This window comes from Rheinheimera baltica (assembly GCF_030731985.1).
Classification (GTDB): Bacteria; Pseudomonadota; Gammaproteobacteria; order Enterobacterales; family Alteromonadaceae; genus Alishewanella; species Alishewanella baltica.
Genome location: NZ_JAPJDY010000009.1, coordinates 123,589 through 138,745 on the forward strand (window position 1 = coordinate 123,589; position 15,157 = coordinate 138,745).

16 protein-coding genes are annotated in these 15,157 nt (G+C 43.7%); 8 read left to right on the top strand and 8 right to left on the bottom strand.

Annotation, left to right across the window (positions count from 1 at the left end; all coding sequences use genetic code 11):
* Positions 1-246 precede the first annotated feature (246 nt).
* From ORJ00_RS15500 to ORJ00_RS15525, 6 genes are read left to right on the top strand one after another with little or no spacing between them, the layout of a single operon-like run.
* The gene (locus tag ORJ00_RS15500) at positions 247-1,017 is read left to right on the top strand and encodes a DUF3450 domain-containing protein (RefSeq protein ID WP_027671763.1); all 771 of its coding nucleotides are present in this window, start codon (positions 247-249) and stop codon (positions 1,015-1,017) included.
* Positions 1,018-1,023: 6 nt separating this feature from the next.
* On the top strand, positions 1,024-2,391 hold the full coding sequence (locus ORJ00_RS15505; RefSeq protein ID WP_306137750.1) for a MotA/TolQ/ExbB proton channel family protein: 1,368 nt from the start codon (positions 1,024-1,026) through the stop codon (positions 2,389-2,391).
* Complete coding sequence (locus ORJ00_RS15510) at positions 2,391-2,918, top strand: MotA/TolQ/ExbB proton channel family protein (RefSeq protein ID WP_240474904.1); 528 nt, start codon at positions 2,391-2,393, stop codon at positions 2,916-2,918. Before ORJ00_RS15505 ends, ORJ00_RS15510 begins: the two co-directional genes overlap by 1 nt.
* Before the next feature lie 12 nt (positions 2,919-2,930).
* Positions 2,931-3,335: an ExbD/TolR family protein gene (locus ORJ00_RS15515; protein ID WP_027671760.1), complete on the top strand. Its 405-nt coding sequence runs from the start codon at positions 2,931-2,933 to the stop codon at positions 3,333-3,335.
* Between the two features lie 2 nt (positions 3,336-3,337).
* Positions 3,338-3,955, top strand: coding sequence for an energy transducer TonB (locus ORJ00_RS15520; RefSeq protein WP_027671759.1), 618 nt, complete (start codon positions 3,338-3,340; stop codon positions 3,953-3,955).
* A gap of 1 nt (position 3,956) precedes the next feature.
* Positions 3,957-5,216 (top strand): tetratricopeptide repeat protein, encoded by a 1,260-nt coding sequence (locus ORJ00_RS15525; RefSeq protein WP_306140295.1) that lies wholly within the window; start codon positions 3,957-3,959, stop codon positions 5,214-5,216.
* 34 nt (positions 5,217-5,250) lie between these two features.
* Here the strand turns inward: ORJ00_RS15525 and prsR are convergent, their stop codons facing one another.
* Positions 5,251-6,606, bottom strand: a complete 1,356-nt coding sequence (gene prsR, locus ORJ00_RS15530) for a PEP-CTERM-box response regulator transcription factor (protein ID WP_306140296.1) — start codon at positions 6,604-6,606, stop codon at positions 5,251-5,253.
* 305 nt (positions 6,607-6,911) lie between these two features.
* On the opposite strand from prsR, the gene ORJ00_RS15535 reads away from it, so the two are divergent.
* Positions 6,912-7,757, top strand: coding sequence for a patatin-like phospholipase family protein (locus ORJ00_RS15535; protein ID WP_306140297.1), 846 nt, complete (start codon positions 6,912-6,914; stop codon positions 7,755-7,757).
* A 41-nt stretch (positions 7,758-7,798) separates the two neighbouring features.
* On the opposite strand, the gene ORJ00_RS15540 is transcribed toward ORJ00_RS15535, so the two are convergent.
* The gene (locus ORJ00_RS15540) at positions 7,799-8,842 is read right to left on the bottom strand and encodes a Leu/Phe/Val dehydrogenase (protein ID WP_027671755.1); all 1,044 of its coding nucleotides are present in this window, start codon (positions 8,840-8,842) and stop codon (positions 7,799-7,801) included.
* Between the two features lie 238 nt (positions 8,843-9,080).
* Between ORJ00_RS15540 and ORJ00_RS15545 the strand changes: the two genes are divergently transcribed.
* Positions 9,081-9,518 carry a DUF4826 family protein gene (locus ORJ00_RS15545; protein WP_027671754.1) on the top strand — a complete coding sequence of 146 codons (438 nt, stop codon included), beginning with the start codon at positions 9,081-9,083 and terminating at the stop codon, positions 9,516-9,518.
* 78 nt (positions 9,519-9,596) lie between these two features.
* On the opposite strand, the gene ORJ00_RS15550 is transcribed toward ORJ00_RS15545, so the two are convergent.
* The 6 genes from ORJ00_RS15550 to ORJ00_RS15575 form a co-directional block, all read right to left on the bottom strand.
* Positions 9,597-10,751: a ribosomal protein uL16 3-hydroxylase gene (locus tag ORJ00_RS15550; protein ID WP_306125475.1), complete on the bottom strand. Its 1,155-nt coding sequence runs from the start codon at positions 10,749-10,751 to the stop codon at positions 9,597-9,599.
* 56 nt (positions 10,752-10,807) lie between these two features.
* Positions 10,808-12,175, bottom strand: a complete 1,368-nt coding sequence (gene purB, locus ORJ00_RS15555; protein ID WP_306140298.1) for an adenylosuccinate lyase — start codon at positions 12,173-12,175, stop codon at positions 10,808-10,810.
* Positions 12,176-12,183: 8 nt separating this feature from the next.
* Positions 12,184-12,822, bottom strand: coding sequence for a high frequency lysogenization protein HflD (hflD, locus tag ORJ00_RS15560; protein ID WP_027671751.1), 639 nt, complete (start codon positions 12,820-12,822; stop codon positions 12,184-12,186).
* A 1-nt stretch (position 12,823) separates the two neighbouring features.
* A complete protein-coding gene (gene mnmA, locus ORJ00_RS15565; protein ID WP_027671750.1) occupies positions 12,824-13,948 on the bottom strand; it encodes a tRNA 2-thiouridine(34) synthase MnmA in 1,125 nt (374 codons plus the stop codon).
* A gap of 69 nt (positions 13,949-14,017) precedes the next feature.
* Positions 14,018-14,473 carry an NUDIX domain-containing protein gene (locus tag ORJ00_RS15570; RefSeq protein ID WP_306125476.1) on the bottom strand — a complete coding sequence of 152 codons (456 nt, stop codon included), beginning with the start codon at positions 14,471-14,473 and terminating at the stop codon, positions 14,018-14,020.
* A 21-nt stretch (positions 14,474-14,494) separates the two neighbouring features.
* The gene (locus tag ORJ00_RS15575; RefSeq protein WP_027671748.1) at positions 14,495-15,031 is read right to left on the bottom strand and encodes a pseudouridine synthase; all 537 of its coding nucleotides are present in this window, start codon (positions 15,029-15,031) and stop codon (positions 14,495-14,497) included.
* Positions 15,032-15,157 lie beyond the last annotated feature (126 nt).

Consider the following 15,157-nt stretch of genomic DNA (forward strand, 5'->3'; position numbering starts at 1 on the left):
AAAAAAATTAATAAATTATAATAAATTAATTTTCATTTGTTTAATGGTGCATAAATTGGGTGATAAACCGTATAAATAGTCGTATCTGAGCAGACCTCTGGACGCCTGAGTTGTCTTGACAAGGGCGTTTTTACCTGTAATGATGCGGACGGTTTACCCTCTAACCGAGGGCCTTTCCTGTCAGTAAGAACAGAAGGGCTCTTACAACTTCAGGTTACGTTAATCAGCAATAATTGGTTGGGAACTATGTTTAACAATAAAATTCGCAAGAGTCTTGTTGCAACAGCTCTGGCCGGTACTTTCGCCCTTTCGGCGAGTGCCTTGGCAACAGATTTAAAAGCTTTGCACCAAGAAGGTAGTCAGATCCAACGCGCAGCAGTGCAGTCTCAAGAAAAAATTAACACTATTTATGAACAGTCTCAGGAACTGCTGGGTGAGTACCGTCAGGTAGTTGACCAGACTGAGAACTTAAAAGTTTATAATGATTTCTTAGCCACTCTAGTTGCCGATCAAAAGCGTCAGATTAATTCAATTCAACGTCAGATTGATACTTTGGAAGATACGCGTAAAGGTACTGTACCTTTAATGATGCGTATGATTGATGCATTAGAACAATTTGTTGAAGCCGATATCCCGCTGCGTACTGAGCGTCGTTTAGAGCGTGTTGCACGTTTACGCGAAGTAATGACGCGTTCAGACGTACAATTATCAGAACAGTATCGTCAGATCCTGGAAGCCTACAGTATTGAAGTAGACTACGGTTCAGTGGTAGACGCATTCCAGGGCATTTTGCCGTTGAATGGTCAGGAAATAACTGTCGACTTCGTGCATGTTGGTCGTTTATCGCTGATGGCGTTATCGCTTGACGGTAAAACCGGATGGGTGTGGAACAAAGATACTGCTGGCTGGGAAGCGTTGCCGGGTTCGTACCTGACATCGGTAGCCCAGTTTATCAAGATGGCACGTCGTGAATCCACGCTTGAGATGGATCGCGTACCACTTATCGCAGCGGAGTAAGAACAAATGAAACAAGCATTTAAGTCAATGTTAATCGCCGCAGCGGTGACTCTGTCCGCTGGTGTTGCTTTTAACGCAGCCGCCAACACTGAAAAGTTGGATCAGCTTTTAGAACAATTGAAGAAAGAACGTACTGTTGAAGGTCGTGCTAACCAAGAGCGTGAGCGGGCATTTTTATCAGAGCGTTCAGATAAGCAGTCGTTATTAAACACTGCAAAGAAACAATATAGCGACGAAGAAAATCGTGGTAAGCGTTTACAAAAAGAATACGCTGACAACGATATTCTAATTGGCCAAAAGCAACAGGAACTAGAAAGTGCTTTAGGTACTATGGGTGAGTTGTTCGGCGTTGTACGTCAATCAGCAAACAAATCTATCGGTACTATTTCTGGCTCTATCGTTAGTGCGCAATATCCTGGTCGCGACGTGCCATTGCGCACTGTAGCTTCTGCCACAGAATTACCAACTCTGGCTGAGATGGAAGATCTGTGGATGGCGTTACTGACAGAAATGACTGAGTCAGGTAAAGTTGCAGACTTCGATGCTGAAGTTGTAAAACTTGACGGTGGTGTTGAAACTAAACGCGTTACACGTTTTGGTACTTTCCACCTGACGACTGATTCAGAATACTTGATTCTGAACAGCACAACTGACCAAATCCAGCCACTGGGTCGTCAGCCACAGTCTAAAATTCACAATTCAGTTGCTGATTACCACAATGCTAGCCGCGGCGAGATCACCGGGTTATACCTGGATCCAACTAAAGGCAATAGCTTACTGCGCTTAAACCAGCAACGTTCAACCTTGTTTGAATACTATCTGGCTGGTGAAGAAGTTGGTTATATTATTACCGCGGTTTTAGTTATTGGTATGTTAATCGCACTTGAGCGTATCATTGTCCTGACTCTGGTTGGTGGCAAGATTCGTGCGCAGCTTAAAAACCTGGCTAACCCGTCAGATAAAAACCCACTGGGTCGTATTTTGCGCGTTTACCATGAAAACAAATCTGCTGACGTAGAGAACCTGGAACTTAAACTGGACGAAGCTATTCTGCGTGAAACGCCGAAAGTTGAGCGTGGTGTTGGTTTAATTAAACTGTTCTCCGCTGTTGCGCCGTTATTGGGTCTGTTAGGTACTGTTATTGGTATGATAATGACCTTCCAACAAATTACTTTGTACGGAACAGGCGATCCAAAACTGATGGCAGGTTCAATCTCTCTGGCACTTGTTACTACAGCTCAGGGTTTGATCGCGGCTATTCCATTACTGTTTGTTCACTCAATCGTTTCATCAAAAGCGAAGTCAATCTTACACGTTTTAGATGAACAGGCTGCAGGCATTATTGCTGCGCATGCGGAGCAGGAGAAAGCCTAATGATACTCCAGCTAGTAAAGCTGTGGGAATCTGTGCAGGATTTTATCCATACCGGTGGCAATGTATTATACATTGTCGCCCTGGTACTCTTCGTCATGTGGGTATTGATGATAGAGCGGTTCTGGTTCCTTAAAGCGGAATATCCAAAATTGAAAAAGGATATTGTTGCCCGTTGGGATGCCAGAGCTGATACCACATCATGGTATGCGCATAAGATCCGTGATTGCTGGATTTCCGAGGCTTCAGAAAAATTAGAACAGCGTATGCTGCTCATTAAAACCTTGGTTGCACTGTGCCCGCTGGTTGGTTTGTTGGGAACGGTTACCGGTATGATTGCTGTGTTTGACATTATGGCAACGCAGGGAACAGGTAACCCAAGAACTATGGCAACAGGTATCTCTATGGCGACTATTCCGACGATGTCTGGTTTGGTTGCAGCGATATCAGGTGTATTTTTCAGTGCGCGGTTAGACGTTCAGGTTAAACGGGAAAAAGCCAGTTTAGCCGATAGCTTACCGCATCATTAAAGAGAGTTTTTTATGGCCCGCAAACGTATTCGCGAAGCTGAACAGGCGGAGATTGATATCACGCCGATGATGGATATCGTATTCATCATGCTTATCTTCTTTATCGTAACCACGTCTTTTGTAAAAGAGGCAGGTATCGATGTAAATAAACCTGAAGCTACTAAAGCTATCAGCAAACCAAGTGCGACTATCTTTATCGCCATTCGTGCAAACGGTGAGATTTGGATGGATAAACGCGCAGTTGATGTTGAGCGTGTTTCAGCAAACATTGAACGGTTAAGAGCAGAGTCACCAACCGATACCATTATTGTACAGGCTGATAAAGAAGCTAAGCACGGTATAGTAATGGAAGTTATGGATCAGATTAAAACTGCTGATCCGTCACTGGTGATTAGTATAGCCGGGGAGACTAAGTAATTATGGTACGTTTCCTGACATCGTTAATTATCGGTGGGGTGGTAACGTTTCTGTTGTTCTTAATGATGGCCACTTTGCTTCAGTCAAGTGGCGATCGTAAAGTGGCTGAGCAAGAGCGTATTGTTATTGAAATTAACACTACGCCGCCAGACTCAGAAACACAGACCCGGCGGCCACCACCGCCACCACCACCACCGCCACCGGCTCAGCCGCCAAAAGCGCCTCAGCCAGAACCAGATACCAGTAGTGCAGCAGGTGCTATCGGTTTCAATATGCCAGGCTTGAGCTTAGGCTCTAGTGGAGCAGGGTTGGGCGATCCATCAAGTATGATGCGTGATGGTGATGCAACGCCAATCGTTAGGATTGAACCTCGCTATCCAGTGCAAGCTGCTCGTGATGGTTTACAAGGTTGGGTAAAACTACGTTTCAGCATTATGGAAGATGGTAGTGTTGATGAAGTAGAAGTTATCGAAGCTGAACCACGCCGGGTGTTTGACCGCGAAGCAATTCGTGCGCTGCGCCGCTGGAAGTACAGTCCGAAAGTGGTTGACGGTAAACCAATGAAACAAACCGGACAGCAAGTCCAACTTGATTTCACTTTAGATATGGCCGGAGGTTAAGATGAACAAGTTTAAAAAACTTACCTCAGCACTGGTAATTCTGACGGCGTTAGGTGTAACCGCGACATCAGTAAATGCTGCTGTGCAGCCAAATTTGGCTAAAGTGGAAGAACGCAAAGCACGCAAAACTCAGATAGTGGGTGAGCGTGTTGGTAAATCGTTGGTTAAAGCTTTCGACTTGTACAACGAGGAAAAGCTGGACGAAGCGATTGTTGTTCTGAAAGAAATTAGTTCAAACAACGATTTTGACTCTGCGACGTTAAATAGATTCTTGGGTAATTTGTACGCTACCAAAGATGAGAAGCAGGCGATTAAGTATCTGACATTGGCGGTTAAGCCGGATGTTTTGACATTTAACGACCAGTCATTGACGATGAAGTTATTGGCTGACATGCTGTTGCAGGATAAGCAGTATCCAAAAGCGATTAAAGCTTACGAAGACTGGATTTTGTTCACTGGTGAACAAAATTCAGATGCGTATATGCGTATCGCTAATGCTTACTATCTGATGAATCAGTATGACAAGGTTGTAACGCCGGCAGATGATGCTATTAGATTTGCTCCAAAACCAGCTGAAGGTCCTTATCAGCTTAAAATGGCAGCGCTTTATGAGCTTAAAAAGTATAAAGAGCTCGTTGCTGTGGTTGAGACGATGGTGCAATTATTTCCTGAGAATAAACAATTTTGGATTTATTTAGGAAATTTCTACACTTTAACTGAAGAGTACTCTAAGTCATTGTCAACGTTGCAGCTGGCTTATTCTCAGGGTTACCTTGAGAAAGACAGTGAAGTAAGAATGTTAGCGCAGATGTATGCGAATAATAACATTCCTTATAAAGCTGCGGTGACGATGGAAAAGCATATGAAGAGTGGGTTGGTCAAAAAAGACAAAAACAACCTAAGTTTTATAGCGTCAAACTATCAGTCTGCGCGTGAATTTGCTAAAGCGGCAGATTACTACGGTGAGTTAGCTAAATTGACGAACGATGCTGATGCATATCGTCGTCAAGGCTCTGCTTATTTGTCTGTACAGCGTTATAACGATGCGATATCAGCATTTGATAAAGCCCTTTCAATGAATGTTGATAAGGCGTCAGGTGTTTATATGAGTTTAGTAGATGCTTACTTCAATCAGAAGAAATACAAAGAAGCTTATGCTGCTTTAATGAATGCGAAAAAAGATCCTGCAATGTCACGTCAAGTGCGTAGCTGGGAGTCGTACATTAAAGATAAAGCCAAGCAAAAGGGTATTAGCCTGTAATAAAAAACCCCACGTTAGTGGGGTTTTTTTTGTTCTAGTTTTCTGTTTCAGTATTTCGTAAATCATGGAGTCGGTATTTATCAATCAGGGCATAAAGTGTTGGCCGCGTAATGCCCAAGCTATCAGCTGTTTTAGATAAGTTGCCTGTGGCTAACGTATAGGCATGCCTGATGGCATGCGTTTCTGCTACCTCACGTACTTTTCGAAGCGTATCAACCTTTGCATTACGTGGAGATAAGCCAAGATCCTCTTCAGTAATGTATTTACTGTCTGACAATATAACTGCCGATTTAAGCTTGTTTTGCAGCTCGCGAATATTTCCTGGCCAGTCATAATGTAACATTGACTGCATCGCACTATCAGTAAACCCCTGAACCTGAGTATTAAACTCTTGGTTAAATTTATGCAGTAAGGCTTTACCGATAATAATAATGTCATGGCCTCGTTGGCGTAAAGAGGGGATGTTCAGAGTGATTTCACTGATGCGGTAATAAAGATCTTCGCGGAAGCTTTGCTCAGCAACCATTTCAGCTAAGTTACGGTGAGTTGCACAAATTACCCTTACATCAACTTCTAACTCTTGACGCCCGCCAACCCGTTCGATGACCCGCTCTTGTAAAAAGCGTAACATCTTTGCTTGTAAACTTAGTGGCATATCGCCAATTTCATCTAATAATAAGGTGCCGCCATTGGCACATTCAATCTTACCCAGAGTAGTTTTGTTAGCACCGGTGAAGGCACCTTTTTCATAGCCGAACAGTTCGCTTTCTAACAAGTTCTCTGGTATCGATGCACAGTTAATCGCCACGAAGGGTTTATTAACTCTTGGACTTTGGCGGTGTATAGCGCGCGCAAATACCTCTTTACCGGTGCCACTTTCACCTAATAACAACGTGGTTATTTCAGTAGGGGCTATTTTTTCTACTGTACGGCATGCTTTTAAAATAGACTCACTGTTACCAATAATATCTGTATTACCCACATTTGCACTTTTTAGCGCTCTATTCTCGGCTTCCAGGTCACTTATCTTAAACGCACGCGCAATAATGATATTAAGTACATCGGCATCAACAGGCTTTTGATAGTAGTCGTATGCGCCAAGCGCAATAGCTTTTAGCGCATGTTCATTGTCGGTATTGCCCGTAATTACAATGACTTTGCATTCAGGTTGTAGTGACAATATATCATTTAAGCACGCTAAGCCTTCACTGGCATTTGCAGGATCAGGCGGCAAACCTAAATCTAAGGTGACAACGTCAGGTTCATAGCGTCGCAACTGAGTTAACGCTGAGGATCTATCTTGAGCAAACACTAGCTCATAATCTGTCAAACTCCATTTAAGTTGTTTCTGAATGCCAATATCATCTTCAATGACTAATACAGTCTTCATTTAACGATCCTTGTTTAACTCTCACTACATGTTGTTTAGTGTAATGGAAGCCTCGGTGTAAAGGTAGTAACAATATACTTAGTCACTATTTTGTAGTATGCCAATAATGCGTTCTTAAGACTTGAAGATACGCAACAGTTACCAGTATTAAGTAAATATTAAGTAGAAACTAAGTCATTGTGTTTTTTTATTATCTTAGCCTATGTCGAAGTAAATTGCTGCCCCAGAGTCTGACATCTTGCTGAAAGTGCCCCATACTGAAGTATAAGTGACAAGGCTGACATAAATTTGGGAGCCGGATTGATATGCAGATTAAAAGTGATGTTGAAATAGTCCCTATTTTTTCTGGTGGTGGCACGCGCTTGAGTTGTTATATCGGTATTTTGCAGGCTTTAAAAGATATGGGCTTTGGTTTTCAACATCTGGTTGGCGTGTCGGGGGGCAGCATTGTTGCTGCATTGTATGCTGCGGGTTGGGCATTAGACGATATTAAAGCTTTGGCTTTGAAAACCGATTTTAAGCAGTTCTGGAGCTTTTCTATTACGTCATTGCTTCGAACGGGTGGTTTATGTAGCGGTAATAAGTTAGAGGCGTGGCTGGATTTACAGTTGCAGGGGGCGACATTTGCCAGTTTGAATTATGATCTGCATGTATTGGCGACAGATATTAATGGTGGCGGCCCCGTGGTGTTTAATCGTGTACTGACACCTCATTTTAAAGTATCAAAAGCTGTTAGGTTTTCGATGTCCATACCACTTTTTTTTTCTTTTCAAGCGTTTGATAATCATATTATGACCGACGGTGTTATTTTGTCAGAGGACGCGTTACATCATGATTGGTCTGGCGCAGGTTTGCCATTAATTTGTTTCAGGTTAAAAAGCGATATTGAAAACAAGCCTGTGGCTACCCGTCAATATTTTCCGCTTGTATCCTACATTTACATGCTTATACGCACTTTTATGAGCGCAGTATCGAGAGAATATGTGCACGCCCAGCACTGGCACAATACTGTAGTCGTAAATACAGGCAGTGTATCATCAGTAGATTTCGCGCTTAGCCTAAAGCAAAAGCAGAGTTTATTTGATACCGGCTATAATACCGCAAGTACTATAGTGCCGTTAAAGTTAGCAGAGTTCTTTGACGCTGATTAGAACAGCTACAGATAATAGTGGCTGTTCTAATCAGGTATGTTTTATGCTTTTCCGCGAGCAATAATTTCTTGCGCCATTAAATCAGCAACGGTACTAGTCGACTGTTTTTCTGCGTCGGCACGTTGGAAAATATTTAATAGCGTGTCATAGATTGCCATAACTTTATCCGTAGACTCTTGTGCAGAGTAGCCTTGTGGCCGCATTTCACTTGCTACATTAATAATGCCGCCAGCGTTGATAACGTAATCTGGGGCGTACAAAATACCTTGTTGACGTAGCACATCGCCATGACGCGCTTCTTTTAGCTGATTATTAGCACATCCTGCAACCACGCGGGCTTTTAACTGTGGGATGGTCGTGTCGTTAAGGGTTGCACCTAACGCACAGGGGGCGTAGATATCTGCTTCAACCGCATAAATTGCGTCTAACCCAACTGCAACAGCACCAAATTGACTGACAGCGCGTTGTACTGAGTCTTGATTAATATCTGTAACAATTAATTTTGCACCGTCTTTGTGTAAGTGCTCACAAAGGTAAAAGCCTACGCTGCCAAGGCCTTGCACTGCGACAGTTTTACCTGTCAAATCGTCTGTACCAAACTGATGTTTGGCTGCAGCTTTAATACCGCGATAAGTGCCAAGTGCCGTAAATGGTGCCGGGTTACCACTTTTACCTTCAAGGCCAGCAACGTAAGGCGTTTCTTTATTTACTATCATAATGTCGCCGGTGGTAATATTGACGTCTTCTGCGCTGTAATAGCTGCCCGATAGACGATGCAACATGCGGCCAAAAGCACGAAATAGTGCTTCAGACTTTATTGTCTTTGCATTGCCTATAATCACCGATTTACCGCCGCCTAGTGGCAAACCTGCCATTGCATTTTTATATGTCATGCCACGTGACAAACGGAGTACATCATCTAATGCTACTTCATCTGAGGCATAGTCCCATAAACGACAACCACCTACCGCAGGCCCCAGGGCAGTGCTGTGCACTGCAATAATGGCTCTTAAGCCGGTTTCTGCATCAGCGCAGAATACCACTTGCTCATGATTATCGAATTCAGAATGATTAAATACCGCCACGACTGATTACTCCGTTATTAGTAGCCTCAATGTTGAGGGCAGACTATGAATCTAATTTTATGCTGTAAATACCGTATTTTTGCGCCGCGAAATGTAGCATTTCACTATCAGTTACACCAGACGATGTAAAAAATATACTCTGGTCTGTCCAGCGGATTGTCGACAATTAATGACAACGCTTGATTGTCGTTACTCAGTCACTTAAAGTATCGCAAACATAAATGTAGGATATTATGACATGAGTGAGCAGTTAACTCAGGAACAACTTGCACAAGCAGAGCAAGAGCGTGCAGAGTGGGTACGCATACAGTTTCAAAAAGCAAATGAATACTTAGCCAGTAAAGGTATTGTATCTGATAATGTTGCGGTCACTGAGAGCCGTTATTTACCCCCTTACTTTGCTATATGGAAATTAAATACCAAAGATAAACATGCTTATTGGGTGGTTAGTGGTGATTTACCAACTGATCATATCGCATTCTCTGCCGCGGCCAACGCCAGAGAAGCCGTTAGAGCGTTTTCGTTACACTGGCAATTAAAAGCACAACAGATTATGGATTCGGGCACTACTGATAAAACCCAAACCGAATTTGCACAGATACTGGTCCATCGGGCGCAAGCGTTATACGAGATGTTTGAAAAAGATGAATTGTGGCAGTCTGCACCAGTCAATTAATTGTATTTATTTGTTTACAAAATCAAATAAGCCGCATTGACTGCGGCTTATTTATGTTAGACCGATATACGCTAAATACTACTCAGTAAAATACCAGTAACCTTGATTGATAAAACTAGTTAATAGCATTAAACGCTCGGAACTTTGATTAAAGTGCTTGTTTTGTTCTGATGTTAGCTCCGTAAAATTACAGAGTAACTGCGCTGTTTCCAACTCCGTTGCAGGTAATGTAATTTGATCACCGTTTATAAATAGCAAAATGTCTGTGCTGCTAGTATGTTGATAATAACAACACCGTAACCCACCTGTGCGGCTAAGGACAGAGCCTTCAGAGATGTACTCTTCAATTTCCTCTGCGCCGTAATGTGGATCTGGTTCATTGGTGTCTAGTTCATGCTTAGCGCGTGTAATCAAACAGCCAAACCAACTTGGTAGTATCGCGTTGTCACTAACCAGTTGTTGTAGCAATTTTTGCACCTGCGACAGATCGCTATCTGTTATTGCACCAATTGATGTAGACGCTTCACGTCCTTCGTCGCTAAAACGTACACCGCTAATGTCATGGTCTATTAAATGGTCGGTCAGGCCGGTTAATAAATCTTTCTGCGCCGGAGCTCGAAACCCCACCGAATAATTAAGGCTATTTTCAATACTGATGCCATCATGTGGACAGCCCGGAGGTATATATAAAATGTCACCCGGTTCAGTTATAACGTCAATACAGGCAGTAAAGGGAGTAACTTGCAATAAACGAGGATGCGGACAAATCTGTTGCAAGCTGTTATCGGGCATACCTATGCGCCAGTGACGCTTGCCTTGTCCTTGAATGATAAAGACATCATATTGGTCTAAATGTGGCCCAACACCACCGCCAGGCGCAGAAAAACTCACCATCAAGTCATCTATACGCCAGTTCGGAATAAAACGAAATGGGTCTACCAGTTTCGCCGCATCGGGGTGCCAGTGGTCCACCGCCTGGACTAATAAGGTCCAGTCTTGTTCACCAAATTGATTAAAATCTTCAAACGGGCCTGTGTGCATGTCCCACTGCTGATTAATACAGCTGACGATACGAGACTCAATATCTTCTTCCATTGCCAGGCCTGCCAGCTCGTCAGCCGACAACGGATCTGTGAAGCCTTTAAAGCCGCCCTTGATAAGCAAAGGTTTTTTCTGCCAGTATTCTTGAAGAAACTCTGTAACGGATATCTCACCCAGATGTAATTGATACATAACCTATTCCTGAGAAAAAAGGCGCTGAATTCAGCGCCTTGTTTACTATTTTGTGTTTACAACGTGTTGGTGATTTCAACCGCTGCGCCAATATAATTGGCCGGTGTCAGTTGTTTTAGCTGTACTTTTACCTCTGCAGGTAGTTCAAGTTTATCTATAAAGACATGCAAATCGGCTTGAGTGATACGCTTGCCGCGTGTCAGCTCTTTTAGCTTCTCATAAGGTTGTTCAATAGCGTACTTGCGCATAACAGTTTGCACTGGCTCTGCCAGTAATTCCCAGTTTGCATCTAATTCTGCGCGCAGGTTGGCTTCGTTAACTTCTAGTTTGCTGATGCCTTTTAACGTTGCCTGATAGGCTATTAGGGTATATCCGAAACCCATACCTAAATTACGCAGCACCGTTGAGTCTGTGAGATCACGTTGCCAGCGAGACACGGGTAATTTGGCCGATAAGTGGTTAAATAAGGCATTAGCAATGCCGAGGTTACCCTCAGAGTTTTCGAAATCGATAGGGTTAACTTTGTGCGGCATAGTAGATGAGCCAATTTCACCGGCAATAGTACGTTGCTTGAAGTGCCCCAGGGCGATGTAACCCCATACATCACGGTCAAAGTCGAGCAAAATTGTGTTAAAACGGGCAACAGCATCGAACAGTTCGGCAATATAATCATGCGGTTCAATTTGAGTAGTAAAAGCATTCCAACTTAGCCCCAAACTGGTGACAAACTGCTCTGATAGTTGATGCCAGTTAAGTTCAGGATAAGCAGATAAGTGGGCGTTGTAATTACCAACCGCACCATTAAGTTTACCTAAAATTTCTACGCTAGCAATTTGGTCACGTTGACGCTTTAATCGCATGTACACGTTAGCCATCTCTTTACCTAGCGTGGTAGGAGAGGCAGGCTGGCCGTGAGTACGCGCCATCATTGGCACCGTTTTGTGTTCATTGGCCAATTGCTTAATCGCGTCTAATAACGCATCACATTGCGGAAGCAATACTTGTGCACGTGCTTCGGTTAACATTAAGCCGTGTGACAGGTTATTAATATCTTCAGAGGTACAGGCAAAATGAATAAACTCACTCATTGCCGCTAATTCGGTATTAGCAGCAACCTTTTCTTTTAATAAATATTCAACAGCTTTGACATCATGGTTAGTGGTGCGCTCGATCTCTTTTACGCGCTCGGCATCACTTAGGGCAAAATTGTCGACAATATCATTGAGCAGCTGGTTGGCGTCAGCAGACAATGCTGGTACTTCTGCAATGCCGGCGGTAGCAGCAAGGTGCTGTAACCAACGTACTTCAACCGTTACCCGGTATTTAATTAAGCCAAACTCACTAAAATAGTTACGTAAATCAGTAGTTTTGCTGCCATAGCGCCCGTCAACGGGGGAGATGGCGGTAAGGGCGTTCAGTTGCATACAGGCTCCTATAAGCTTGATGGGGGTAGTTGAGCCAGCATTTGCTTTGCTTGCGCTACCAACTTGCGACGTTTAAAAAGAAAATTAAGACGGCTACCACCCGCTTGGCGCCACAATACGGCTGAGCGGATAGCGGCTAATAATAAGGCGCGTAATTTGTGTTGCACGGCAGCTTGCTTAAGCAATTCAGGCTGGCCGTAAATTTGAATACGCCCACCCAGACTACTAATACACTCAGAGTAGGTATCGGCTAGACTGGCCAGCATGGTGTCATCAGTAATACTAAAGTGCTGTAACTGTTGCTCCAAACGCTGCAGTTTGTTACCTAATTTAGCTAGATTAGCTGACGATTTATTTAACCGGCGTTCCAACGCCAGTACACCAACAATGTAGCGGGTTAATTCCATGTCTTTTTGTGGTTTTTCACCAAGTTGGTCAACCAGCAACTGTAATCCGGTACGCAGGTTGGACGCTGAATTGCCATAAACTTCAATAGAGTCATTGGCGTTAACAACCGCAACACTATTTAGCATTATGGCCAAGGCCGACTTGTCGTGCTCGGTATTGCGAGCAACATCCTGTACTAATTTGACCGCCTGACACAGGCCTGCCAGCGCAATAACTTGGGTTGAAAAAGAATATTCCATATCAGTTCATTGCCACATCAATAATGCCGCCACCAAGGCAAATGTCATCAAGATAAAAAACAGCTGATTGCCCGGGAGTGACGGCTTTTTGCGGTGTATCAAATATTACTTCAACGCAGCCATTTTCTTGTGGTGTTAACAAGCAGGGGATATCAGTTTGGCGATAACGGGTTTTTACTGTACAGCGAATGGGTTGTTGCGGGCCGGTTCTGTCTGTCCAGTGTAGTTGATTGGCCAGTAACCCTTTTGAAAGCAAGCTGGGATGGTCATGACCCTGAGCCACAATTAATTCATTCGTATCTAGATTTTTACTTACGACATACCAAGGATCGTCGCCGCCATCACGCAGGCCACCAATACCCAAACCTTTGCGTTGTCCAAGGGTGTGATACATCAGCCCTTCATGGTTACCGATAACGTCGCCATCAACTGTTACAATCTTTCCTGGCTGAGCGGGTAAATACTGCTGTAAAAAGTCTTTAAATTTACGCTCACCAATAAAACAAATACCTGTGCTGTCTTTTTTGTCGTGGGTAATCAGCCCTTGTTGCTCTGCAATGGCACGTACGGCTGGTTTTTCCAGCTCGCCAACAGGGAACAAGGTTTGCGCAACGTGTTCTTCACCAATGGTGTAAAGAAAATAACTTTGATCTTTGTTGGTATCCAGGCCTCGAAGCAACTGCCAATGTCCGTTTTGATTACGACGACGCACATAGTGGCCAGTGGCAATGTAGTCTGCGCCTAATGCTTCAGCAGCAAATTCAAGAAAGGCTTTAAACTTAATTTCTTTATTGCACATAATATCTGGGTTAGGTGTGCGTCCGGCTTTGTATTCTGCGAGGAAGTATTCGAACACATTATCCCAATATTCAGCAGCAAAATTCACTTTATGCAACACAATGCCAAGTTTGTCGCAAACCGCCTGCGCGTCGCGCATATCTTCAGCTGCGGCACAATATTCATCATTATCGTCTTCTTCCCAGTTTTTCATAAACAGGCCTTCAACCTGATACCCTTGTTGTAATAACAAATAGGCTGATACTGATGAATCTACGCCGCCGGACATACCGACGATGACTTTCTTCATACTATTGGCTGAGCTATTAGTTGAGCGACTATCTGGCATGGCACCTGTACTTTTGAAGAGCAAAAAATCAAGGCGCGGATTATACAACAATTTTATCGCTTGCGCATATTATCGCGGCGGTTGAATTAACGTCAGTGGTAATCGAACCCCTTGTTTGAATACCTCAATAGCATCTGTGACGAGTCGACTACGAACAGGCAGCTCTGCTTGCGTGAGCTCTAAAGCGCTAAACCAGTGCAAGGCTAAAATATCACAGTCTTGTGGTTGAAAGTGGCTTGGCAGTTCTGCGGGTTCAAACAGAAAATTTAACCGCACATAACGATGACCGTTTGCTGCAGTTAACTGAGATATACCCAGCCATGCCGTAGGTTCGAGGTTTAGCCCCGTTTCTTCCAATAACTCACGCTTTACCGCACTAACAAGATCTTCATCTTGCTCGACATGTCCTGCAGGCTGGTTTAATACTCTTTTGCCGCTTTGCTTATCAATTTCTTCGACAAATAAAAATTGCAGCTTGTAATGCACGATGGCGGCAACGGTAAGGTGAAGCTGCTCTCTACTCATAACGTGCTTAATCTCCTTAAATTACAACGAAATAACGTTATACTGCCCGGGTGCTAAATCACCTAATGTCCAATCGCCTATTTGACTACGAATGAGTCGCAACGTAGGAAAGCCCACTGCGGCCGTCATCCGCCGAACTTGTCGGTTGCGCCCTTCGGTAATGGTAAGGCTAAGCCAACTGGTGGGGATATTTGCTCGTTCACGAATGGGGGGCTGACGTTGCCAGATATCTGGTGCGTTTAAGTGCTGCGCTATAGCGGGTGAAGTCAACCCATCATTTAACTGTACGCCGCTACTTAGCTGGTGCAACACCGCATCGGTAATATTGCCTTCTACCTGAACCCAATATGTTTTGGCCATTTTATGTTTTGGGTCGCTGATAAGATGCTGGGTTTTACCGCAATTCGTTAATAGCAACAGGCCTTCACTATCCCGATCCAAACGGCCAGCCGCATAAACTCCGGGTAAAGTGATAAAGTCAGCCAGCGTCTTTCGCGTTGGTGTGCTGTTGTCAGTGAACTGACACAAGACATCAAAAGGTTTATTCAGTAAAACCAAAACCGGATTGTCGACCTTTGTCGTATTGCGTTTTTTCGTATATGGATTATTTTGCAGGTTCTGTCGGGTTTTAGCCGTTTTCACTGTTGTTTTGTCTCTAATATTCATAGCATTGGGTTTCATTAT